The organism is Pseudohongiella sp. (genome assembly GCF_011050365.1).
Taxonomy (GTDB): Bacteria; Pseudomonadota; Gammaproteobacteria; order Pseudomonadales; family Pseudohongiellaceae; genus Pseudohongiella.
Genome location: NZ_DRFV01000010.1, coordinates 206,963 through 228,316, shown reverse-complemented (window position 1 = coordinate 228,316; position 21,354 = coordinate 206,963). Strand labels below are relative to the sequence as shown.

Annotated in this window: 17 protein-coding genes and 1 rRNA gene; 11 read left to right on the top strand and 7 right to left on the bottom strand. The window is 54.7% G+C overall.

The features are described 5' to 3' along the window. The 3 genes from rrf to ENH71_RS09615 form a co-directional block, all read left to right on the top strand. Nucleotides 1-95 (top strand): 5S ribosomal RNA (gene rrf, locus ENH71_RS09625); the annotation flags it as partial. A 727-nt stretch (nucleotides 96-822) separates the two neighbouring features. Further along, on the top strand, nucleotides 823-1,161 hold the full coding sequence (locus ENH71_RS09620) for a P-II family nitrogen regulator (RefSeq protein ID WP_294131023.1): 339 nt from the start codon (nucleotides 823-825) through the stop codon (nucleotides 1,159-1,161). Between the two features lie 45 nt (nucleotides 1,162-1,206). After that, a complete protein-coding gene (locus tag ENH71_RS09615; protein ID WP_317622352.1) occupies nucleotides 1,207-2,520 on the top strand; it encodes an ammonium transporter in 1,314 nt (437 codons plus the stop codon). A gap of 87 nt (nucleotides 2,521-2,607) precedes the next feature. Here the strand turns inward: ENH71_RS09615 and ENH71_RS09610 are convergent, their stop codons facing one another. Next, entirely contained in the window at nucleotides 2,608-3,183 is a 576-nt protein-coding gene (locus tag ENH71_RS09610; RefSeq protein WP_294131020.1) for an NnrU family protein, read from the bottom strand. A gap of 171 nt (nucleotides 3,184-3,354) precedes the next feature. On the opposite strand from ENH71_RS09610, the gene ENH71_RS09605 reads away from it, so the two are divergent. The 4 genes from ENH71_RS09605 to ENH71_RS09590 all read left to right on the top strand — a co-directional run bounded on the left by ENH71_RS09605 (nucleotide 3,355) and on the right by ENH71_RS09590 (nucleotide 8,166). Then, nucleotides 3,355-3,621, top strand: coding sequence for an OadG family protein (locus ENH71_RS09605; protein ID WP_294131018.1), 267 nt, complete (start codon nucleotides 3,355-3,357; stop codon nucleotides 3,619-3,621). Nucleotides 3,622-3,722: 101 nt separating this feature from the next. Next, entirely contained in the window at nucleotides 3,723-5,531 is a 1,809-nt protein-coding gene (oadA, locus tag ENH71_RS09600) for a sodium-extruding oxaloacetate decarboxylase subunit alpha (RefSeq protein WP_294131016.1), read from the top strand. Nucleotides 5,532-5,536: 5 nt separating this feature from the next. Next, entirely contained in the window at nucleotides 5,537-6,667 is a 1,131-nt protein-coding gene (locus tag ENH71_RS09595) for a sodium ion-translocating decarboxylase subunit beta (RefSeq protein ID WP_294131013.1), read from the top strand. 122 nt (nucleotides 6,668-6,789) lie between these two features. Beyond that, complete coding sequence (locus ENH71_RS09590) at nucleotides 6,790-8,166, top strand: PhoH family protein (RefSeq protein WP_294131010.1); 1,377 nt, start codon at nucleotides 6,790-6,792, stop codon at nucleotides 8,164-8,166. Here the strand turns inward: ENH71_RS09590 and cysE are convergent, their stop codons facing one another. Together cysE and ENH71_RS09580 are read right to left on the bottom strand one after the other, a co-directional pair. Beyond that, complete coding sequence (gene cysE / locus ENH71_RS09585; RefSeq protein ID WP_294131007.1) at nucleotides 8,167-8,946, bottom strand: serine O-acetyltransferase; 780 nt, start codon at nucleotides 8,944-8,946, stop codon at nucleotides 8,167-8,169. An 83-nt stretch (nucleotides 8,947-9,029) separates the two neighbouring features. Beyond that, a complete protein-coding gene (locus ENH71_RS09580) occupies nucleotides 9,030-9,782 on the bottom strand; it encodes an ExeA family protein (RefSeq protein WP_294131003.1) in 753 nt (250 codons plus the stop codon). Between the two features lie 177 nt (nucleotides 9,783-9,959). Between ENH71_RS09580 and ENH71_RS09575 the strand changes: the two genes are divergently transcribed. Further along, entirely contained in the window at nucleotides 9,960-11,711 is a 1,752-nt protein-coding gene (locus ENH71_RS09575; RefSeq protein WP_294131001.1) for a methyl-accepting chemotaxis protein, read from the top strand. A gap of 10 nt (nucleotides 11,712-11,721) precedes the next feature. On the opposite strand, the gene ENH71_RS09570 is transcribed toward ENH71_RS09575, so the two are convergent. After that, on the bottom strand, nucleotides 11,722-13,614 hold the full coding sequence (locus tag ENH71_RS09570) for an ArnT family glycosyltransferase (protein WP_294130996.1): 1,893 nt from the start codon (nucleotides 13,612-13,614) through the stop codon (nucleotides 11,722-11,724). Between the two features lie 180 nt (nucleotides 13,615-13,794). On the opposite strand from ENH71_RS09570, the gene ENH71_RS09565 reads away from it, so the two are divergent. After that, nucleotides 13,795-14,751 carry a Ppx/GppA phosphatase family protein gene (locus ENH71_RS09565; RefSeq protein WP_294130994.1) on the top strand — a complete coding sequence of 319 codons (957 nt, stop codon included), beginning with the start codon at nucleotides 13,795-13,797 and terminating at the stop codon, nucleotides 14,749-14,751. On the opposite strand, the gene ppk1 is transcribed toward ENH71_RS09565, so the two are convergent. Beyond that, a complete protein-coding gene (ppk1, locus tag ENH71_RS09560; RefSeq protein WP_294130992.1) occupies nucleotides 14,711-16,876 on the bottom strand; it encodes a polyphosphate kinase 1 in 2,166 nt (721 codons plus the stop codon). The two genes, ENH71_RS09565 and ppk1, sit on opposite strands and share 41 nt — an antisense overlap. 211 nt (nucleotides 16,877-17,087) lie before the next feature. Here ppk1 and phoU point away from each other — a divergent pair, with 211 nt between their 5' ends. Continuing rightward, nucleotides 17,088-17,813 (top strand): phosphate signaling complex protein PhoU, encoded by a 726-nt coding sequence (phoU, locus tag ENH71_RS09555; protein WP_294130990.1) that lies wholly within the window; start codon nucleotides 17,088-17,090, stop codon nucleotides 17,811-17,813. Between the two features lie 36 nt (nucleotides 17,814-17,849). Here the strand turns inward: phoU and phoR are convergent, their stop codons facing one another. Continuing rightward, complete coding sequence (gene phoR, locus ENH71_RS09550) at nucleotides 17,850-19,184, bottom strand: phosphate regulon sensor histidine kinase PhoR (protein ID WP_294130988.1); 1,335 nt, start codon at nucleotides 19,182-19,184, stop codon at nucleotides 17,850-17,852. 73 nt (nucleotides 19,185-19,257) lie between these two features. Continuing rightward, complete coding sequence (phoB, locus tag ENH71_RS09545; RefSeq protein ID WP_294130986.1) at nucleotides 19,258-19,971, bottom strand: phosphate regulon transcriptional regulator PhoB; 714 nt, start codon at nucleotides 19,969-19,971, stop codon at nucleotides 19,258-19,260. Nucleotides 19,972-20,232: 261 nt separating this feature from the next. Between phoB and ENH71_RS09540 the strand changes: the two genes are divergently transcribed. Further along, the gene (locus ENH71_RS09540; protein ID WP_294130984.1) at nucleotides 20,233-21,276 is read left to right on the top strand and encodes an OmpA family protein; all 1,044 of its coding nucleotides are present in this window, start codon (nucleotides 20,233-20,235) and stop codon (nucleotides 21,274-21,276) included. Nucleotides 21,277-21,354: the final 78 nt, after the last annotated feature.

The window sequence follows — 21,354 nt, the reverse complement described above, 5'->3', positions numbered from 1 at the left end:
GAACCACCTGATCCCATCCCGAACTCAGAAGTGAAAGTACTCAGCGCCGATGGTAGTGTGGGGTCTCCCCATGTGAGAGTAGGACATTGTCAGGCATTTAAATGGGAAAATCCCCGGTCTCGAAAGAGGCCGGGGATTTTTTTTGCGCCACTGGAAAGCCTGCCAAAGTCCGACGGACATAGGAACTCGGCCCGTCCGACCGCCAGGGATGGCGGAAGTGCCGGTTTTGCAGGAGCAAAAACCGGTCCTGCCCCTCGCCCCTACGGGGCAGCCTGCGGCTGTCCAAAACGTCAGTCCTGCCGTTTAGGAACTCGGGCCTTCCCTGGCCCTCGCCCTGCGGGCAGCCCGGGGGCTGTGCAAAACGGCTGTCCTGCCGTTTTGTCAGGCATCAAAAAGCGAAAAGGGCCATCCCCATTGGGATGGCCCTTTTTTTGTGCCTTAAATTTGTGCTTTGGCAGTTCATGTGATTGCACCATAAAAGCACATTCCTGTCGGCTGTAAGAATTCCCTCCAAGTCGCCTGCTGCTAAAACAAAGCTATGTAAAACAATAAAATAAGGTTTAAATCTTCTGGTTTTTGAATCAGGCCCGAATTTTGCTGCTATATGTCGGCGATCGGTTATATACGCAAAATGACGTATTTGGTCCGCCAAATGCACTAAAAAAGTGCTTGTAACGCGAAAAGCGACCGCATCTGGTGCGTCGATCGTGCGTTTTGGTATTCACCCTGCCAAATCGCACCACCGGGCAGCGGACTGTGCACAATAACTAAAAGAATGACATTTGGCCGAACGGGGTTAAATGATCTTTCGGGAGAATTGCCATGAAATTGATTACAGCAATTATTAAACCTTTCAAAGCTGACGATGTCCGTGAGGCGCTTAATGAGCTGGGCGTTAGTGGTATGACATTGACTGAGGTGAAAGGCTTTGGGCGACAGAAGGGCCATACAGAGCTCTATCGGGGCGCTGAATACGTCGTAGATTTTTTGCCTAAAACCAAAATTGAAGTCGCTGTTTCCGACGAACGGGTCGAACAGGCGGTAGAGGCTATTTGTAAGGCTGCCGGCACCGGCAAGATTGGTGATGGCAAGATTTTTGTCGTAGCGCTGGAACAGGTGGTGCGTATTCGTACCGGAGAAACCGGCGACGCCGCGGTATAAGCATCGACCCTCTAATCTTGGCTTCTGATACGGAAAATACTAATTATGTTTAAGTTCAAAACAATAAAATCAACTATGTTCGTCGCGCTTGCTTTGAGTCTGTTTCCTGCGTTGACTTTTGCTCAGGATGACCTTAATGGTGCCAACACGGCCTGGATCCTGACTGCTACTGCCCTGGTCCTCTTTATGACCGTGCCGGGTCTATCATTATTTTATGCTGGCCTGGTGCGTAGCAAAAACGTGCTGTCGGTGCTGATGCAGTGTTTCTCCATTGCTGCAGTCATTTCCATACTCTGGCTTTTGTATGGTTATAGTATCGCCTTTGGGCCTGCCGAAGGTGGTTGGTGGGGGGGATTGAGCAAGGCATTCTTTGCCGGCATTACCGTGGACTCACTGTGGGGTGATATCCCCGAGCCCCTGTTCGCTGCTTTTCAGATGACGTTTGCGATTATTACACCCGCGCTGATTGTCGGTGCATTTGCCGAACGCATGAAATTCTCCTCGCTCATGCTCTTTGTTATTTTATGGTCGACGCTGGTTTATTTTCCGGTTTGTCACTGGGTTTGGAACAGCAACGGCTGGTTATACCAGATGGGCCTGATTGATTTTGCCGGTGGCACAGTGGTTCACGTGACAGCTGGTGTGGCCGCGGTCGTTATGGCCGTCATGCTGGGGCAGCGCAAGGATTTTTTGACCACTGCGATGATCCCTCACAATCTGACCATGACGATTACCGGGGCCGGTATGTTGTGGGTCGGCTGGTACGGTTTTAATGCTGGCAGCGCGTTAGCGGCAAACGGTAGCGCCGGCATGGCCTTGCTCGCAACGCATATGTCCGCTGCCGCCGGTGCATTAACCTGGATGTGTATCGAATGGGTCCGTCATGGCAAGCCCAGTGGTCTTGGCGCGGTAACCGGTCTGATTGCCGGTTTGGCAACCATCACACCGGCAGCGGGCTCTGTAGGACCGGCAGGTGGTATGGTGATTGGTGTCATGGGCGGGTTTTTGTGCTTCTTTGCCACCAATTTCCTCAAGCATAAACTCAGGATCGATGACTCGCTCGATGTGTTCCCGGTTCACGGTGTCGGCGGTATGCTGGGCACGCTGCTGGCAGCAGTGTTTGTATCACAGGAGCTGGGTGTGTTCAGCGGCAATGGCTATGCAGAGGGCATGGCCATGGGTTCGCAGCTTGGTGTTCAGGTTATTGGAATTTTGGCCACAGGCGTGTACACGGCTGTTGTCACTATTATTCTGATGAAGGTTGTGGGGGCAATCACTTCCGGGAATCGTGTTACCAAAGAGCAGGAGCAAACGGGCCTGGATATCAGCGATCATGATGAGAAAGGCTACTCTATGTGACCGCAGAGAGAGCGATCCGGCAGCCAGGCATGGCTGCCGGACCAATCTCCAGCAAATACGGATGTTGCCCGTTGTGCTGTAGCTGTCTTATGGCAAGGGGCTGACGCCGATCAGGGCCGTATGCAGAGCCATGGCAAAAACGGCCCAGGCTATGACACCGGCCACCAGTGTTATCGCATCGCCTTTCAGGGCACCGGTTCTGGTAACACCATTACTCCGGTCTCTGCGGCGCAGTACAACAAAGCCGACGATAGCCCATGCCAGGAAGCTGCCAAACAAAAGCACATCAGCCAGAGTACCGTTGGCCAGCAAATGCGCGAATGCCCATATTTTGACTGCAGCCAGCATGGGATGACCGAGCTTCGCTTTGATGCGATTATTCGGCACATAGGTTGCGGCCAGCAGAATAAACGCGATCAACGTCAGTGGCATCGCCAGGTGACGGGCCCAAACCGGTGCTGCCCACAGAAAAACAGGATCTGTGCGGGCGGCGCCATAACCGATAACAATAAGGATGAAGCCAGCAATGGACACGGCTGAATACAGTAATTTCCAGGTGCCCGCGCCCCGTTTCCTGATAATGCCCTGACGCCAGTCGTCAGCTAATATACCCGTTGTATGCATGCCCAGAAATAATAAAAGTCCCGCAATTAGCAGCGCCATAACATGTGTTTCCGTAAGTCCGATTATTGTAGCCAGCAGCATACTCAAGTCAGGCAGGGTGGGGCAAGCAGCGTTTGCCCTGTCGTGTTAGATCCGGCATGTGACAAGCCGTTAGCACAGGGCGGTGATATTTAGTATGATGCTGCATCGTGAGAAAGATGGATAGATCGCATGTCTGAACTGATTATTTCTGGTTTCAACCTTGCCCTCTATGGTATGGGCTTTGTTTTTATCTTCCTGATTTTACTGGTCATATTGACCACTTTTATGTCAAGCCTGGTGCGGCGCTACCTGCCTGCGCCGGCGCCTGTGCTACCCAGGCGCAGTGCCGGCAAAAAGCCGGCGCAACGTTCGCCTTCTGCCGACACGGAACAGACGAAACTGGTTGCCGTTATCAGCGCGGCGATACGACAGCACCGTTCTGGCGCTGACGATTAATACACTGCGGCCGTTCGATTTTTGCGGCATGCGTTTTTTGGGGAATCATGTTGCGCCGGGCTTTATGCTGCGCAACGAAATAACAAGAAGGGCGAGTGTCCATGAGTGATATTAAAAAGCCGCTAGGCATAACCGATGTAATTCTGCGAGACGCACACCAATCATTGCTGGCAACAAGGTTCCGGCTGGATGATATGTTGCCCATTGCTGAGAAACTCGACAAGGTCGGCTTTTGGGCTGTGGAGTCATGGGGTGGGGCTACTTTTGATGCCTGCATACGGTATCTCGGTGAGGATCCCTGGGAGCGGATTCGCAAGCTGAAGGAGGCCATGCCTAATACGCCTCAGCAGATGCTGTTCCGCGGCCAGAATATTCTCGGTTACCGACATTATGCCGATGACATCGTAGACCGCTTCGTTGAACGGGCCGCGGTCAACGGTGTTGATGTGTTCCGCGTGTTTGACGCGATGAATGATACCCGCAATCTCGGACGCGCCATCAAGGCGGTAAAAAAGCAGGAGCGCCACGCTCAAGGCACCATGGCCTACACGATCAGTCCGGTTCATACCATCGACTCCTGGCTGAGTATGGCGCGTGAAATCGAAGATATGGGCGCGGACTCGCTTTGCATCAAGGATATGGCCGGGCTGCTCGCGCCGTATACCGCATACGAGCTTATCACCGGGCTGAAGAAAACGATTTCCATACCCGTGCACATGCAGTGTCATGCGACGACGGGCCTGTCTACGGCAACGTACATCAAGGCCGTGGAGGCGGGTATCGATAACCTGGACACTGCCATTTCTTCAATGAGTCTCACCTATGGCCACACGCCAACAGAAACCATGGTGGCGATGCTCGACGGGACTGAGCGTGCCACCGGTCTTGATATTCAACTGCTGGAAGAAATAGCGTCTTATTTCCGGGAAATCCGCAAAAAATACGCGCGTTTTGAAGGAGCACTGAAAGGTATCGATTCACGCATTCTGGTTGCGCAGGTCCCTGGTGGCATGCTGACAAATCTGGAAAACCAGTTGCGTGAACAGAAGGCCACCGACCGGCTGGACGAGGTGCTGGAAGAGATCCCCAAGGTACGCGAGGATCTGGGTTTCATTCCTTTGGTGACGCCTACCTCACAAATTGTCGGCACACAGGCAGTGCTGAATGTTCTGGGTGGTGAGCGATACAAGAACATCACCAGGGAAACCGAAGGCGTGTTGAAAGGTGAATATGGTGCCACGCCGGCCCCGGTCAATGCCGAGCTGCGGACGAGAGTGCTGGCAGGAAAAGAGCCGATAACCTGTCGACCGGCCGATCTGTTGACCCCCGAGTTTGATCGACTGAAGGAAGAATTGTCCGGCATCGCCAGCGAAAAGGGTTTTGCGCTGGAGAATGATATTGATGACACGCTGACTTACGCCTTGTTTCCGCAGCCAGCACTGAAGTTCTTCCAGAACCGCAACAATCCGGATGCCTTCGAACCGGCGCCGGAGGCGGAATCTGCTCAACCGCAATCGCCGTCCAGTGCACTGCCAGCCAAGGCGCAGTCCGGTCAGTCGCAGGATGGTGTTTACACGGTGGAAGTGGATGGCAAGAGCTACGTGGTCAAGGTCAGCGCTGGCGGTGACGTTACCGAGATGAAAGAAACCGCCAAAGCCGGGCAGCCCGACTCGCCATCCGCGCAAACGAGGGGAGAAGGTCACGACATCAAGGCGCCGTTGTCAGGCAGTGTGTACCGCATCGTTGCTACCGAAGGTTCGGACGTAGCAGATGGTGATGTGTTGCTGGTTCTCGAAGCCATGAAAATGGAAACAGAGATACGTAGCAACCGCGCAGGTGTCGTACGAACAGTCCATGTGGATGAGGGAGAAAGCGTCAACGCAGGCGATGCCCTGGTGACTCTGGAGTAAACAGCATGGATCAATTGATTGAGCTCTGGCACGCGACCGGTGTGTATCAGATCGAACCCAAGCAATTCGTCATGATTCTGGTCAGCATCGGCCTGATCTATCTGGCGATTGCAAAAAAGTTTGAGCCTTTGTTGCTGCTGCCGATAGGCTTCGGTGGCATGCTGGCCAATATCCCGGGGGTCGACATCGCAGTAGGCCAGGGGGTACTGGCGCAGTTTTACTCGATTGGCCTGGAAACAGGCATTTTCCCGTTACTGATCTTCCTCGGTGTTGGGTCCATGACCGATTTCGGTCCATTGCTCGCAAACCCGAAAACCCTGTTGTTGGGAGCAGCGGCCCAGTTCGGCATTTTTGCTACCGTCCTTGGAGCGCTGTTTTTCACTGATCTGGGCTGGTTCGACTTCAGCTTGCAGCAGGCTGCAGCTATCGGGATTATCGGAGGTGCTGACGGGCCGACGGCAATTTATGTTGCCGGCATTCTGGCGCCGGAACTACTGGGGGCGATCGCGGTCTCGGCGTATTCCTATATGGCTCTGGTACCATTGATTCAGCCTCCCATCATGCGGGCGTTGACGACAGAGAAAGAGCGTCGTATCGAAATGTCCCAGCTTCGTGTGGTGTCGCAGCGTGAGAAAATCCTGTTTCCGCTGGTATTGCTGATACTGGTCGCACTGGTGATACCGAGTGCGGCGCCGCTTTTGGGCATGTTCTGCTTCGGTAACCTGATGAAAGAGTGTGGTGTGGTCGATCGTCTGACCAAGACCGCACAAAACGCGCTGATCAATATTGTGACTATCATGCTGGGGCTGGCCGTCGGTTCCAAGCTTATCGCCGACCAGTTTCTGGTGCCCAGTACCCTGGGTGTCCTGGCTTTGGGGATCGTTGCCTTCTCCATTGGTACTGCAGCGGGCGTGCTGATGGCCAAGCTGATGAACTTTGTTTCCTCCAGTCAGATCAACCCGTTGATCGGGGCGGCCGGCGTATCCGCCGTACCCATGGCGGCACGTGTTGCCAATCGTCTGGGTACTGAGGCCAATCCCCACAACTTCCTGTTGATGCACGCCATGGGGCCCAATGTGGCGGGTGTTATTGGTTCGGCCGTCGCCGCCGGTGTACTTATCCAGCTGGTTGGCTGACCTCCGCAGCAAACCTGTGCAGGATAGACTCTTGCGCAGGTTCGCGTGCTCATGTCACACTGCAGTCATGTTTAAAGTTTAGTGTCAACTTTGTTGTAACAACTAAAACAGAGCCGCCATCTGTGCCATTAAGTCCTATATTCTATGTCCTCGATACCAACGTACTAATCCACGATCCCTCGGCTATCTGGAATTTTGACGAGCATCAGGTCGTTATCCCCATGACCGTGCTTGAGGAGCTGGACAACCTGAAAAGTGGACGTGGCGCCGTTGCTGCTGATTCACGACAGGCAATTCGCGAAATCGACCGAATACTGGGTAAGGCAACTCCCGTTGATGTTGAGCAGGGTGTGCCCATAGATCGCGGCAAGCAGTTGCCCAGTCTGGGTACGTTGTCAGTGCTGATGACTGAAACTCCGCAAATTCATCGCATGCTGCCCGAGCATCTTAACGACAATAAAATTCTCAATGCGGTGGCGCTGCTCAAACAGCAGCATCCTGCTCATCATGTCGCTCTGGTAACCAAAGATATCAACATGCGGCTGAAAGCCCGCGCCTGTGGTATTGATGCCGAGGATTATCAGACCGACCAATTGCTGAGTGATATTGCCGAACTCAATCAGGGCTATATCGATTTTGGAGACAGTTTCTGGGATCGCATCAGTGATGTGGAGACCGAGCAGACTCATAGCGGTGAAACCTTTCACCAGATTCCGCGCAGCGCGATTGCGCAGGAAGTCTACCCGAACCAGTTTTTCTTTGATGCGGCAGGTTTTCTGGGCAGGGTGTCACGCCTGACCGATACCCACATTATTCTTCGCCACCTGGACAGGGAGCGAATGATGCAGCGAGAGACCTGGGGCTTGACGCCCAGGGATATTTTCCAGGCCATGGCGATGGATCTGTTGCTGGATCCGGATGTCCATCTGGTCAATCTGACCGGCTCGGCCGGATCAGGTAAAACTATTCTGGCGCTGGCGGCGGCCATCGAGATGACGCTTGATACCAAACTTTTTCGCCGTATTATCGCTACCCGCAGCACGCAGGGACTGGACGAAGATATCGGCTTCCTGCCCGGGACCGAAGCAGAAAAAATGGAGCCATGGCTGGGTGCGATAACAGACAATCTGGAAGCTCTGCACTGGGATGATGAAAATGCCGCCGGCAGTATCGACTACGTGCTGGCAAAAGTGCCCTTGCAATTCAAGTCATTGAATTATATCCGTGGCCGCAGTTTTCAGCATAGCCTGATCCTAATTGATGAATCACAGAACCTGACACCGCATCAGATCAAGACTATCGTCACGCGTGCCGGCACTGGTTCCAAAGTCGTTTGCCTGGGTAATCTGGCGCAGATCGATACACCGTACCTGAGTCCGATCAGCTCAGGTCTGACCTATCTGACAGAGCGGTTCAAAAATTTCGCACTGGGTGGCAACCTGCAATTGCAGGGCGTGCCACGATCTGAGCTGGCGGCCTACGCTGAAGAGCATCTCTGATCAGTCGCTGTCCACTAACTGGTTCATGGTGTGGGATGGATTGTCCGGGCAGGGTTTGCCAATCTGGTGTGCCGGAACCCCTACCACGGTAGTGTGAGCCGGTACGTCCCTGAGCACAACGCTGCCGGCACCGACTTTGGCACTTCGACCCACTTCGATATTGCCCAGCACTTTTGCGCCGGCGGAAATCAGCACGCCTGAGCGGATTTTCGGGTGACGATCGCCTTGTTCATTGCCGGTTCCGCCCAGGGTCACAGACTGCATGATGGAAACATCGTCCTCAATTACAGTGGTTTCCCCGATGACGATACCGGTGGCATGATCGAACATGATGCCTTTGCCCATGACGCAGGCCGGATGAATATCGACACCGAACACTTCCGAGTTGCGGCTTTGCAGGTAAAGTGCCAGGTCTCGTCTGCCCTTGTTCCACATAAAATGTGCCACGCGATGGACCTGAATAGATTGATAACCCTTCAAATACAGGATGACAGGCAAAAAGGCGCTGGTGGCGGCGTCGCGGTCATAGACGGCCTGGATATCGCAGGCTGCGTAGTCCACGATGCCGGGTGATTCCTTGAATGCGGTGTCGATGAGCTCGCGGATGGCCACTGCGGACATCACGTAATTCGCCAGTTTGTGTGCCAACAGGTAGCTCAGTGCGGAACTCAGGCTTTTGTGGTTCAGCACACAGGCATAAACATAACTGGCCATCAGGGGCTCGCGGCTGATCAGTTCACGGGCTTCCTGCTGCAATTGTTCCCAAATATTTTCCGGCATCCTGATTCTCCGTTTGTGGTCAAACTTGCGGATCTGACCATCTGCACTGCGGACGAGAACCGGATTATATCGCAGGACAACACTTATGGCACGGTGGCGTCCGTGCTTGCGGTTGCTGCCAGGACATGGCTGTACTGCAGGGTATCGGTATTGTCATCACGCGCCGCGTGCAATGCCTTGCGCATGATGGTGTTGGCGATTCTGGGGATGCCGCCGCTGGCGCGCCAGACGGTATCAACAATTTTCTTGTCTAGCAGCGCTTGCGGATCAGTGCCCGCTTTGAGCAGGCGTTCGTTCAGGTAGTTCTGAATCTGGTGGCGGGTAAAGGGCTGTATCTGATAGTTGGCAGTTCGCAGGTCTGCCAATGGTTTTAGCGCGATTGACTGCAGATGCTGCTCCAGCTCGGGCTGTCCGAACAGGACCGCCTGCATAGAGCCTGCCCCGGAACCGCCAGGTAACAACGATTGCGTCAGCCGACAGAGAAACTCATCGGGGAGGGCTTGCGCTTCGTCCAGCAGTAGCACGGTTCTGCGCTGGTCCGGCGCTGCCGCAAACAGTTCTGATTCGAGGCTGTCATCGAAGTCCTGGTGTGGATAGGGTAGATATAAAGCCCGGTACCTGCTTTTGTGGGATTTCAGGCTATTCAATAGCTTACGACATAAAATGGTTTTGCCCAGACCGGGCTCGGCGATAACCGTCTGTAGTGGCGATCCGTCAACAATGACACTTAGTAATGCGTTAAATATCTGCTGACAGCCATGCCCGTCCCAGAACAGACGCTGATCCGGCGTGTCACTGAAAGGGGCTATATCAAACTTGAGCGGATCGTGTTTCATCGTGGTCTCTGAGACTCGACAGATTACATATCAGGCTACTTCAGGCGCGCGCGCTTTTCAAGCGCTGAACGTGAAGCCCGAGGCTAATGTTTTACCGATTACCGCCGTTAGCTATTGCATAATAAGATAATGCCTGCGCAGTCAGTAGGCGAAAGCAATTCAATGTAGGGACCTGCCATGTTCAGCAAATTTACTATCCGTACCCGTATCGGGCTAATTGTTTTCGTGAGTGTAGTTGCCATCATTGGCCTGAGCGTGACGCTGCTGATGCAGGCGCGTGAGCGCTTCATGGATCAGCTGCGTGAAGGCAGTGTCAACCAGGTACAGATGATCCATGAAGCCCTGAGTGGCCTCAATGACCAGGTTCGTGCCGGCACCATGACGGATGCTGAAGCGAAACGGCTGGGTCGCTTTATGATCAACAATACCATGGTCGATGAGCGCAACTACCTGCTGTTGTATCACCGCCTGGGTCAGATTCTTGCCCATCCGTTGCGTAATGTGGACAGTGCCCTGGATACCGATACACAGGTCAGGCAGGCGATGGCAGCTGCCAGCACCACTGAGGCAGAGCGCATGCGGGATCTGGGTTACAGTGATCCGACGCCAACCATGACACAAATAATCGAGCGCTATACCGGCAGTGACTACACCGGGTTCGCGGAGTACCTCTATTTCCCGGAGCCTTTGTTCGGGCACCGTTTTCTGACCTTTACCGACGATCCGCTGGCGCACCCTGAAGCCGAAGTTAAAACGGTATATGCGGAGCAGTTCGAACCCTGGGGCTGGGTGATCATTCATGGTCTGTATGAAGACGATGTGCAGGCTGCATTCAATGCCTGGGCGATGAGCTCGGCGGCCATTATTTTAGTGATATTGCTGGTACTGATTGTCATTGCCTACTTCCTGTCAGCGTCGATTACCCAGCCCCTGAGCAAAGCGCAGGCATACATGCAGGATATTGCCCAGGGCTCGGGTGACCTCAGCCGACGACTGGCCGACGATGGCGGCGATGAGTTGTCGCAGCTGGGAGGAAGCTTTAATACCTTTGTTGGCAAACTGGCTGACATCATCCGGCAGGTATTGTCGACCAATGCCGAAGTGACCGGCAAGTCGGCACAATTCTCGGATATGATTCAACGTACGGCGGGCAGGTCGGCGTCGCAGCTGGAAGAAACCGAACTGCTGGCTTCATCCACCACCGAGCTGTCATCGTCGCTGGCTGATGTTGCCGAAGGTGCGAAGACCAGTGTTTCTGCCGCCAGCGAAGCTAACGGAGCGACCCAGAAGGCGACTGCTGCAGTATCCGATACCCGATCATCTGTGGAAAAACTGTCCGGCTCACTGACCTCGATTCAACAGAAAGTGCACGACATGCGGGATCACAATGACAAAGTACATTCGGTTCTGGAAGTCATCGAAGGAATTGCCGAGCAGACCAACCTGTTGGCACTGAACGCAGCCATTGAGGCTGCTCGTGCGGGCGAGCAGGGCCGCGGGTTCGCCGTTGTGGCTGACGAGGTTCGCAGTCTGGCACAGAAAACCCAGGCATCCACGCTGGAGATCAATACCATCATCCAGAATTTGCAGGACAACACTGCGCAAATCGTGACCGCGATGGACCAGGGTGTGGATCTGTCCAGGGAATGCGTGGGGTCTGCCAATTCTGCCAACGAATTGCTGGGCTCAGTGCTGGCATCGGTGTCATTGATTTCCGAGCGCAGTCGGGACATTGCCAGTGCGGTCAAGCAGCAGTCGGAAGTGACTGATGGTATCGCCAAGAGCAGTGTCAAGATTGCTGCTGACGGACGCCTGAATACAGATGACTATTTAAAGTGCAAACAATACCATGAAGAAATCGACATGTTGTTGAGTGCGCTGGACGCTCTGGTCAATCAGTTCAAGCTGGGAGATGCGACCCGGCGCTAGCGCACCGCGTTTATTCCGGGTTTGCTATGGTGATCTGTCGGGTAGCGCCGCGCTGGCGTTCACCGGCGCCGCTGATCACTTCCAGGGCCAATTGGTATCTGCCATTGGCCAGATTCCTGGTATCCAGAACAAACTCAAAACCAAGCGTCGGTGCCCCCGGGTCATTCTGGGCGTTGCGTATCTCGACAACGTCTTCACGGGCGATTGAGCGCTGTGTGTCACCGACGACCTCTGCGTTCAAAAGAATTCGTATTCTGCTGACACCCAGCCCGTCATTGATAGCCCATCCGCTGATGGCATACTGACCGTTGATGGTTTCGCCGGCGGCGGGCTGGTCCAGCCACATGTGACTGGGTTTCGGGCAAGCTGCTGCGGTGCTGGTGGCAGATGCCTGAATATTTTTGCCCAGATAAAAGCTGAAGATCTTGTCGCCCTGATACAGGAACAGTTGATCCAGTAAGTTGAGTTCACTGAACAACGTGCAGGCCCGATCCATGACGGCAAGTTTTTCGTTGATATCGAGTGTGCTGTCTTCGGTAATAAATAACGCCTGCTCTCCAGCCAGCTGGCGCAATCCTTCTTCATTTCTCTGCCAGATCGCGTACTGCGCATAGCGTCCGTCGCGCACGGTTTTATCCCGGTCAATGGTGTAGGGCCTGGCGGCTTCCATGGCAAAACCAATTTGTGCACTGGTGTAGTAATTGTCGGTGACGATCAGTCCGTCGTCCGGCAGGTCATAGGTGCGCTGTAATGCCCGGATGTGCGCTGTCAGGGGTTGCCAGCCAGCCATCTTGTTGGACAGCACGCCACTGCCGGTAATTGCCTGCAACTGCTGGTTAAAGCCTTGTGAGCCGATGCCAACAAACAGCAGCAGGGTGCCGATAAGTCCGGTCACCGGAATCACGCGCACCAGTACTCTGCCACGATGTTCGTTGTATCGCGCGCTGAGCCATGCCTGTAGCGATGACATGGCCTGCGGGGCGTAAACCAGCAGTGGCACATAACCGGACAGGGGCCAGTGTAGCGTCGTCCGTGTAGTGTCACTCCAGGGTGCCAGAATCAGGTATACGCCAAGATTGGTGGCGGCGAAAGCGGCGATCAATCCGGCCCGGGTATCGCCTGCACGGGCTTTTTTTATCAGCATCCACAGCGTCAGCCACAGTAAACCGTACAACAGTGGTGTGACGACAGTGCCCTGGATAAGCGGGTGTAGCAGTCCTTCAAGCTGAAACTGCCAGGGGTGTCTGCTGAGCAGATGGTAGTCGATGCCGCTGAGATCATGCACCAGGTTGAAACTCAATGCCGGGTACAGGCCGGTCATCGCGATCAGTGCTGCCAGCCAGAGCCGGCCGCTGCGCCAGTAGTGCCAGTGACTGCGACTGACAATCATGAAAATCAGGGCCGCGAGCACATACAGGGAGAAACGGTAGTGTGTACTCAGTCCCAGTGCAGCAAAGGTGCCCGCCAGCAGCCACCAGCGCCAGCGGCCTTCGCGGGTGGCCCGTTCAAGGCTGCCGATCAGCAGCAAACCCCAGAAGATAAGTGGTACATCGGGTACGGCGAGCAGACCCAGAAATGCAGCCATGGGCAGGCAGAATGTCAGTATGGCCGATATTAACGCCTGTTTATGACTGGTAAGGGGGCGAGCCAGCCAGTAAACCAGAACTGGCACACTGCATCCCATAAGCAGGAACAACGAGCGCACCGCGACTGCCTGGTGGCCGAAAAGCTCCGCACCCAGGCCCGCCAACAATGCCGCCATGAACGGCAAATCGCTGTATGCCAGTGCCGGGAACTGTGATGCCTGCCAGTAAAATATCTCATCGCTGTACAGTTCAAGGCGCAAGGCGAGAAAGATCTTGATGGCGGTTGTCAGCAGGCCCAGCAGACATAGAAAAATCACGGACCTGTTGAGTGCTCTGGAATTATTGTTGGGCATTAGTTTGCTCAATGCGACTGTATTCGATGAGCGGCATTATATGAATCACTGTCAGGAAGTAAAACAAAAAGGCTTACACAAGGGGTGGAGGTATGGCGCGTATCCGTGTTCTAATCCTTGCAACCGGTTTTCTGTGATTAACGCATGTACGCTTGTATAGATCTAGGCTCCAACAGTTTCCACCTCCTGATCGCCCGTTGGCACCAGGGCAGCTACGATATCGTTGAACGTTTCAGTGAGAAAGTACAGCTCGGCGAAGGTCTGGTTGAGGGCGGTGCTATCACGCAGCGCGCTTTCGATCGCGGTCTGGCTTGTCTGGACACGTTCCGGCAGGCGTTGGCGCGTTACCCGATAGAGCGATGCTGGGCGGTCGGCACAAATGCTCTGCGGACGGCGAGTAATGCCGATCAATTTCTGCGCCGAGCCAGCGAGAAAGGTTTTGTCATTGATGTGGTGCCTGGCCTGGAAGAGGCAGCACTGGTGTATGCCGGGGTAATCTCGGCTTTACCCGCCGATGATACGCCGCGCCTGGTGATCGATATCGGCGGTGGCAGTACGGAGTTGGTGATTGGCGCCGGTCAGCATCGTCTGCAGTCACACAGTATGGCGATTGGCTGCATCAGCTGGCGTGATTCCTGGTTCACCAATCCTCCACGCACCGAGTCCGCATTATCGCAATGTCTGGACGATGCCGTGCTCGCGGCAGCGGAGGTTTTTTCTGCCGTGGCGCGTGAGCTGGCAACAACGCCCTGGCAGGAAGCCTATGCTTCGTCCGGTACGGCAAAGATGCTGAGCGCGGTATGCGCACATAAACGCCAGCAGAAACGATCTGCACCGGGAGTGACGCTGGAGACTCTGCAGTCGCTGAAAACGGACATCATGAAAACAGTGCTGGAACCCGGTTTTTCACTTCCAGGCCTGAAAAACGGTCGTCGCGAGTTAATACTGCCCGGCTGGGCGGTGCTGAACGGGTTCATGACTGCGTGTCAGGTGACAGACATTAACTTCAGTCCGTCTGCACTGCGTGAAGGGATGTTGCATTATCTGACGCAGGCGTCGCTCACAGGCGGGTCGCCGTTGCATGCGTTGCGAGGGCACTGAGTAACAGCGACTGCACACCGTCCGACGGGTCATCCGGACCTGCTTCGTGTTTGTGGTAGGTTCCGTCTGCCAGCAGCTCCCAGCTCTGCTGCCGGTCTGCCAGGTACATTTCCAGTTCCTCCAGGATGCGTGTCGCGGCCTTCTTTTTCAGAATCGGGAATGCTATCTCAATACGTTGGTGCAGGTTGCGTTCCATCAGGTCGGCACTCGAGCAATACATGGACGTAGCACTGTTGGCAAAATAATACACGCGCGAGTGCTCCAGGAATCGGCCGATGACTGACACCACACGAATATTGTCGGATACCCCTGGCACGCCGGGTTTCAGACAGCAGATGCCGCGCACGATCAGATCAATTTTGACACCGGACTGAGACGCGCAATACAACTCACGAATAATCGTGGGCTCTGTCAGCGAGTTTATTTTTGCGATTATTCTGGCGGGTTTGCCCGCCAGTGCCGCCTGCTTTTCCTGCTGTATGAGCTGAACCAGCCCTTTCATCAAGCGGAAGGGGGCGTGCAGAATGACTTCCGGCGATATCTTTTTCCCCATGCCGGTAATCTGCTGAAACACCTTGTGTACGTCTGAGCACACGACTTCGTCGCAGGTCATCAGGCTGTAGTCGGTATACAGCAGCGAATTCTTGCGGTGGTAGTTACCGGTGCCCATATGGGCATATCGTTTCAGGCGTCCGTTTTCGCGGCGCACGATCAGCAGCATTTTGGCGTGAGTCTTGTAGCCCATGACACCATAAACGACAACGGCACCGGCCTCCTGCAGGATGCTGGCGAACTGAATGTTTTCCTCTTCGTCGAAACGTGCGCGCAGCTCAATGACGACAGTCACTTCCTTGCCACTGCGGGCGGCCTCGGCCAGTGCTTCGACCAGTTCCGAGGATTCGTTAGTGCGATACAGTGTCTGTTTGATCGAGATGACACCGGGGTCTTTTGCCGCTTGCCGTGCCCAGTCAATGATCGGTATAAATGACTGGAAGGGGTGCAGCAGAAGCTGGTCCTCGCGTGTCACGGCGGTAAAAATGCAATTGCCTTCCTCCAGTGCCGGCGGCGTACCCGGTGAGAACGGCGGGAAGCGCAATTCCGGTCGATTGACCATCGCTGTCAGAGCCATCAGGCGCTGCAGGTTGACCGGACCGTCCAGGCGAAAAAGCTCTTCCTCAGTTAAATTGAACCGTTCAAGCAAAAAGTCGGTCAGCTCCGGGGGGCAGCCGGCACCCACTTCCAGCTTGGCGGCAGCACCGAAGCGGCGCAGGTGCAACTCACCCTGCAGGGCGCTGGCCACGTCTTCAACCTCAACATTGCTCATTTCCAGGTCCGAATTTCGGGTAACGCGGAACTGGTGGCACTCCTTGACCCGCATGCCGGGAAAGAATTCCTCAACATGTGCGTGGATAACAGAGGACAGAAATATAAAATTGTCGCCTTCAGATATGATGTGCGTCGGTATCTTGATCAGTCGTGGCAGCGCTCTGGGTGCTGGTACGATGGCAAGTCCGCTGTCACGGCCAAACGCATCCTTGCCTTCAAGTGACAGGATGAAGTTCAGACTTTTATTGACCAGGCGCGGAAAAGGGTGGGCCGGATCCAGCCCCAGCGGGCTGATGACCGGCAGCACTTCATTGCGGAAATAATCCTGGGTCCAGGCCACCAGATTGTCGTCCCATTCATGGCGGTACAAAAAGCGGATATCCTGCTCAGCCATGGCCGGCAGCAACTCCTCATTGAGGATCCGGTACTGTTCCTGCAGGGCGAGTCTCACTTGTTGGTGCAGTTCGCTAAGTATCTCCTGTGGGTACTTGCCGTCAGCACCTGGGCGTTGACGGCCAAAACCCAATTGTTTCTTCAGGCCGGATACCCGGATTTCATAGAATTCATCCAGGTTGGAGCTGAAAATAAGCAAAAACATCAATCGTTCCAGCAAGGGATGTTGCTGATTTTTCGCCTGTTCAAGTACACGCAAATTGAACTGCATGTAACTCAGTTCCCGGTTCAGGTAATACTGACTGTCACTCAGGTCGATATCGGGGGCCACAGCCGGGCATCCGGATGACTCAGGGTTGGAACTTGCGTCTGCAAGTGTGACCACGGATGGCTTACTGCTGCTCATTGCTCTTACCTTGACTAGCGCGATCCGGTATTCTATATCAGCTCGGGGATGATTACATGGCTTTCAATGTGACAGTTTCTTGAAGCCAGTTTTGGACTGTGGTCAGGCCCGCAGCACCGCTATGGATTGTCACACTTTTGTCATATAAAATCTGTATTGTACAGGTGCCGGAGAGTAAGCTCCGCAACCAGCCCGCAAGGAACCTTTTGATATGAAAACAGATGCAGGTGTTCACGGCCACCATATTTCGCAACAGTTCAACCAGGAGCTGGAAGAGATAAAAAGCAGTATGCTGGAAATGGGTGGTTTGGTCGAACATCAACTCGGTGATGCATTGTCCGCCCTGATATCGGCTGACAGTGAACTGGGACGGACTGTTCGTGCCAATGATGATGCCGTCAATGATATGGAAATCAATATCGATGAGGCCTGCAATCGCATTCTTGCGCGTCGCCAGCCGGCGGCGAGTGATCTGCGCCTGGTGCTGGGTATTATCAAAGCGACCAATGATCTTGAGCGTATCGGCGACGAAGCCGCCAAAATAGCCCGCCTGGCAATCGAGCTGGCCGATCAGGGTGATTCATCAAAAGGTTATGTGGAAATCCGGCACATCGGTGAGCGCGTGCGCCACATGGTCAACATGGCGCTGGATGCATTTGCCCGCTATGACGCGGAGGCAGCGCTGGCTGTTGCCAGAGAGGACGTCAGTGTCGATCTTGAGTACGGCACCGCGATGCGTGAAATGATCACCTTCATGATCGAAGACCCGCGTAGTATTACCCGTGTGCTGAATGTGATCTGGGCGCTGCGTTCGCTGGAGCGTGTCGGCGATCATGCGAAGAACATCGCCGAACATGTGGTGTACATGGTGATGGGCGCGGATGTGCGGCACGTTGGTCTGTCCGGTATGGAAGAGCAGGTAAAGTCTGAGCTCTAGGGCTGCGCTCAGGCAGGCAGTTCTTGTCTGCTGACGTCAGTCCGTTTTCGCCCGTGCAGTTGCCTGCTCTGCTGTCAGCACCCGGTCTGCAGGCAACTGGCAGCTAAACTGGCTGCCTTTTCCTACCTTGCTGCTGATGTCAAGAAAACCACCGTGTCGGGCAAGCACGTGTTTCACAATCGCCAGCCCCAGTCCGGTGCCACCGGTATCGGTTGACCGGCTTTCATCGACCCGGTAGAAGCGCTCCGTCAGCCTGGGGATATGATGCGCATCGATACCAGGGCCATTGTCGGAAACTGTTATTCTTAATCCATTCGCGTTCCTGACGGCAGAAAGCTCGATACTGCCACCGGGCTGTGTGTATTTGGCCGCATTGATGGCCAGGTTGGAAATGGCGCTGTAGAGCTCATTGATATTGCCGCGGATGTACAGGTCCGGGTCGCAGTCCAGTTTGAAAATCTGTTTTTTGGCCTGTGAGATTTGTTCGGCGTCCTGCTTGATGTCACGTAGCAACGATTGCAGTTGTACGGCGGAAAGCTGTTTGGAGGCGGAGCGCGTTTCCAGTTGTGACAGGGTCAACAGGTCGCGAATGATATGTTCCATGCGTTGCGATTGCTGATACATCTGCTCCAGCGGACGACCCCAGCGCGGGGGAATGTTCTGACGATCGTCCAGCATGGTTTCCAGATAGCCGGTGATAACCGTAATCGGTGTGCGTAGCTCGTGTGAGACGTTACCGACAAAGTCCTTTCTCATCATCTCCAGCCGGTGCAGTTGAGATATGTCGCGCACCAGCATCAGCCGCTCACCTTCGCCGAAGCTGGTGATCTGAAACTCCAGCATCAGGGTCGGGTTGACCGGCGAGCTGAGCTTGAGCGGGCTGTTGAAATGCCCCGTATTATAGTAGGTGATGAATTGAGGCTCGCGCACCAGATTGGTAACCGGCTGATTGCGATCTTTGGGGCTTTGAAATCCCAGCAGGCGCGAGGCCGCCGGATTCCACCACTCCAGGCCGTTCTTGCTGCTGATCATGACCACGGCCATTTCCAGTGCACCGGTCGATTCCTGTGCCTTGTCAATGATGCTGCGCAGATGTGTCAGGGCATCGCGCTCGCGCCGCTGCAACAGGTAGATGCCGTCAAAAATGAAACCCCAGATACCTCTGCCTTCCGGAGGCGGGCTTGGCTCGGAGTTCTGGTTGTCGCGCAGCCAGTTGTACAGGCGCCGAAGCTGGCGCAGGTGATAAATCAGATAAACGATGGTGCCGGCCAGGACAACCAGGGCAGGAGCGCCAACCAGCCAGCCCGCCAGCAGCAGTGCCAGAAAGATTAGCGTCAGTCGTTTCAGTGCGGAATGCCAGTCGGATAACAAAGGTCAAGCCTTTCAATAGTTGGGTCTGGCGCGACTATAGCGAAAACGGGCACACCAGACCAGTGCGCTCGTCTCAGTCGGGCCGGGTAGAAAACCGGTAGCCCGCGCCGCGCACAGTCTGGATGAGGCCAGCGTAGTTGATACCAGGGCCGGACGCAGAGGTCAGTGCTTTACGCAGGCGTCCGATATGGACATCCACGGTGCGCTCCTCAAGATAAACATTGGCGCCCCAGACCTGATCCTGAATGTGGTCCCTGGAGAATACTTTTTCGGGATGGGTCATGAAAAAATTCAGTAATCTGTATTCGGTCGGCCCCATGTCTACCGCGTGATCATCCAGGGTGACGCGATGGCTGGCCGGATCCAGCTCCAGGTCAAATACACGAATGGGCTTGTCTCTCAGGTTTCCGGTGCTGCGCCGCAGTACCGCCTTGATTCGTGCCACAAGTTCCCGGGGTGAGAATGGTTTGGTTACATAATCGTCGACGCCAACATCCAGGCCCTGGACTTTGTTGTCCTCGCTGGTTTTTGCGGTCAGCATGATGATCGGTATATCGGCGGTGAGCTCTTCGCGCTTCAGTCGACGGGCCAGTTCGATGCCGCTGCCCCCGGGCAGCATCCAGTCCAGCAGCACCAGGTCGGGGCGACGATCAACGATATTGACATGCGCTTCCAGCGCGGTTTCAGCGGTCATACTGGAGAACCCGGCAGTGTCCAGTGCAATCCCGATCATGTCGCGTATCGCGGCTTCGTCGTCGACAATCAGGATGGTCTGTTCGTTCGTCATACCTTGCTACCTTGGCGATGAGTGCTGTAGCGTATTAAATCAATGAAATGTTACATTTTCATGACATATTAGCAGCAAAAGACTGCCAGCATTGAGCCAAAGCGCCGATTTGTGCGTAACCAACGGGAGTTGATAGAGAGTCTTGTGTTAAAGGGGGGGGCGACTGATGTATACTGCGCCCTGCAAAACCCACAAGATTGAAACACCATCCACCAGTGCAGGTTACTCTAGCTGCAGTAAACAAGAAGTTAAGGAGAGACCATGGACAACAAGTCATTTAAAGTTTTAGGCCTTGTCATTGCGCTTGGAGCGCTTGGCATGTCAGCGCAGTCGGCCGTCGCAGATGAAGACCGATTCTACATTGCGCCCGGTGTACAGTGGATGGACTTTGACAGTGCTCGCCAGTCAGATGATGAATTTGGCTACACTGTCGGGTTGGGTTACGGCCTGAGCGACAATCTCGCTCTGGAACTGAATCACGCCAATCTCAAAATGAATACGCTGGCGGGTATGGAGCGTCTGCGCAGCATCCGTCTGGACGCGATCTACAAACTGGATAACTCCATCGGTGTCCTGTCGCCATACTTTGCAGCGGGTCTGGGCCACACGCACTTTTACTCTAACGACGACACCACCGTGAATGCGGGTGCCGGTCTGACGTACCGTTTCAATGATCGTGTCGAATGGCGTGCATCAGCACGCACTTTCTACGGCTTTGATGATGGTACCTATGATTTCGGTATCGACACCGGACTGGTGTTCCATTTGGGTGAGGCGCGATCCACTGCCCCCGTAGTCCAGCCAACGCCAGCGCCGGCAGCGCCGGTAGTCGTTGATAGTGACCGTGATGGTGTGCCTGATAATCGGGATGCCTGTCCTGACACGCCGCGCAACTACGCGGTGGACGAGCGCGGCTGCCCGATCATGATCGAGGAAGTGGCACGAATTGAGCTGCAGGTTGAATTTGCTTTCGACAGTGCAGTAGTGCCGGCAGCTTACTTCGATGAGATCCAGCGTGTGTCTGACTTCATGGAAGCCAATCCAGACACGGTTGCCGCCCTGGGTGGTCACACCGATAGCATTGGTGCTGAGCAATACAATCAGGATCTGTCCGAGCGTCGTGCTGCTGCGGTGCGTCAGGTACTGATCGATCGGTTTGACATCAGCCCGGCACGCATTACCGCAACCGGTTACGGTGAATCGCAGCCGGTTGCCAGCAACGCAACGGCAACAGGTCGCGAACGTAACCGTCGTGTTGAGAGCGTGCTGTCGTCAACTGTGCAGCGCCCGCAACTGCGTAATTGATGTAACGCTTGTTCTGTAAACAGAACTCCCTGTGGCCCTCCGGGCGGCAGGGAGTTTTTTATTGTCACGCACATTCTG

Coding starts and splice junctions, on each gene's coding strand:
- cysE (WP_294131007.1), bottom strand. CDS start 8,946: ATGCCGGAAAATATTTGGGAACAATTGCAGCAGGAAGCCCGTGAACTG.
- ENH71_RS09580 (WP_294131003.1), bottom strand. CDS start 9,782: ATGAAACACGATCCGCTCAAGTTTGATATAGCCCCTTTCAGTGACACG.
- phoU (WP_294130990.1), top strand. CDS start 17,088: ATGAAAACAGATGCAGGTGTTCACGGCCACCATATTTCGCAACAGTTC.
- oadA (WP_294131016.1), top strand. CDS start 3,723: ATGAGTGATATTAAAAAGCCGCTAGGCATAACCGATGTAATTCTGCGA.
- ENH71_RS09605 (WP_294131018.1), top strand. CDS start 3,355: ATGTCTGAACTGATTATTTCTGGTTTCAACCTTGCCCTCTATGGTATG.
- ENH71_RS09615 (WP_317622352.1), top strand. CDS start 1,207: ATGTTTAAGTTCAAAACAATAAAATCAACTATGTTCGTCGCGCTTGCT.
- ENH71_RS09540 (WP_294130984.1), top strand. CDS start 20,233: ATGGACAACAAGTCATTTAAAGTTTTAGGCCTTGTCATTGCGCTTGGA.
- ENH71_RS09575 (WP_294131001.1), top strand. CDS start 9,960: ATGTTCAGCAAATTTACTATCCGTACCCGTATCGGGCTAATTGTTTTC.
- ENH71_RS09595 (WP_294131013.1), top strand. CDS start 5,537: ATGGATCAATTGATTGAGCTCTGGCACGCGACCGGTGTGTATCAGATC.
- ENH71_RS09620 (WP_294131023.1), top strand. CDS start 823: ATGAAATTGATTACAGCAATTATTAAACCTTTCAAAGCTGACGATGTC.
- ENH71_RS09610 (WP_294131020.1), bottom strand. CDS start 3,183: ATGGCGCTGCTAATTGCGGGACTTTTATTATTTCTGGGCATGCATACA.
- ppk1 (WP_294130992.1), bottom strand. CDS start 16,876: ATGAGCAGCAGTAAGCCATCCGTGGTCACACTTGCAGACGCAAGTTCC.
- ENH71_RS09565 (WP_294130994.1), top strand. CDS start 13,795: ATGTACGCTTGTATAGATCTAGGCTCCAACAGTTTCCACCTCCTGATC.
- phoB (WP_294130986.1), bottom strand. CDS start 19,971: ATGACGAACGAACAGACCATCCTGATTGTCGACGACGAAGCCGCGATA.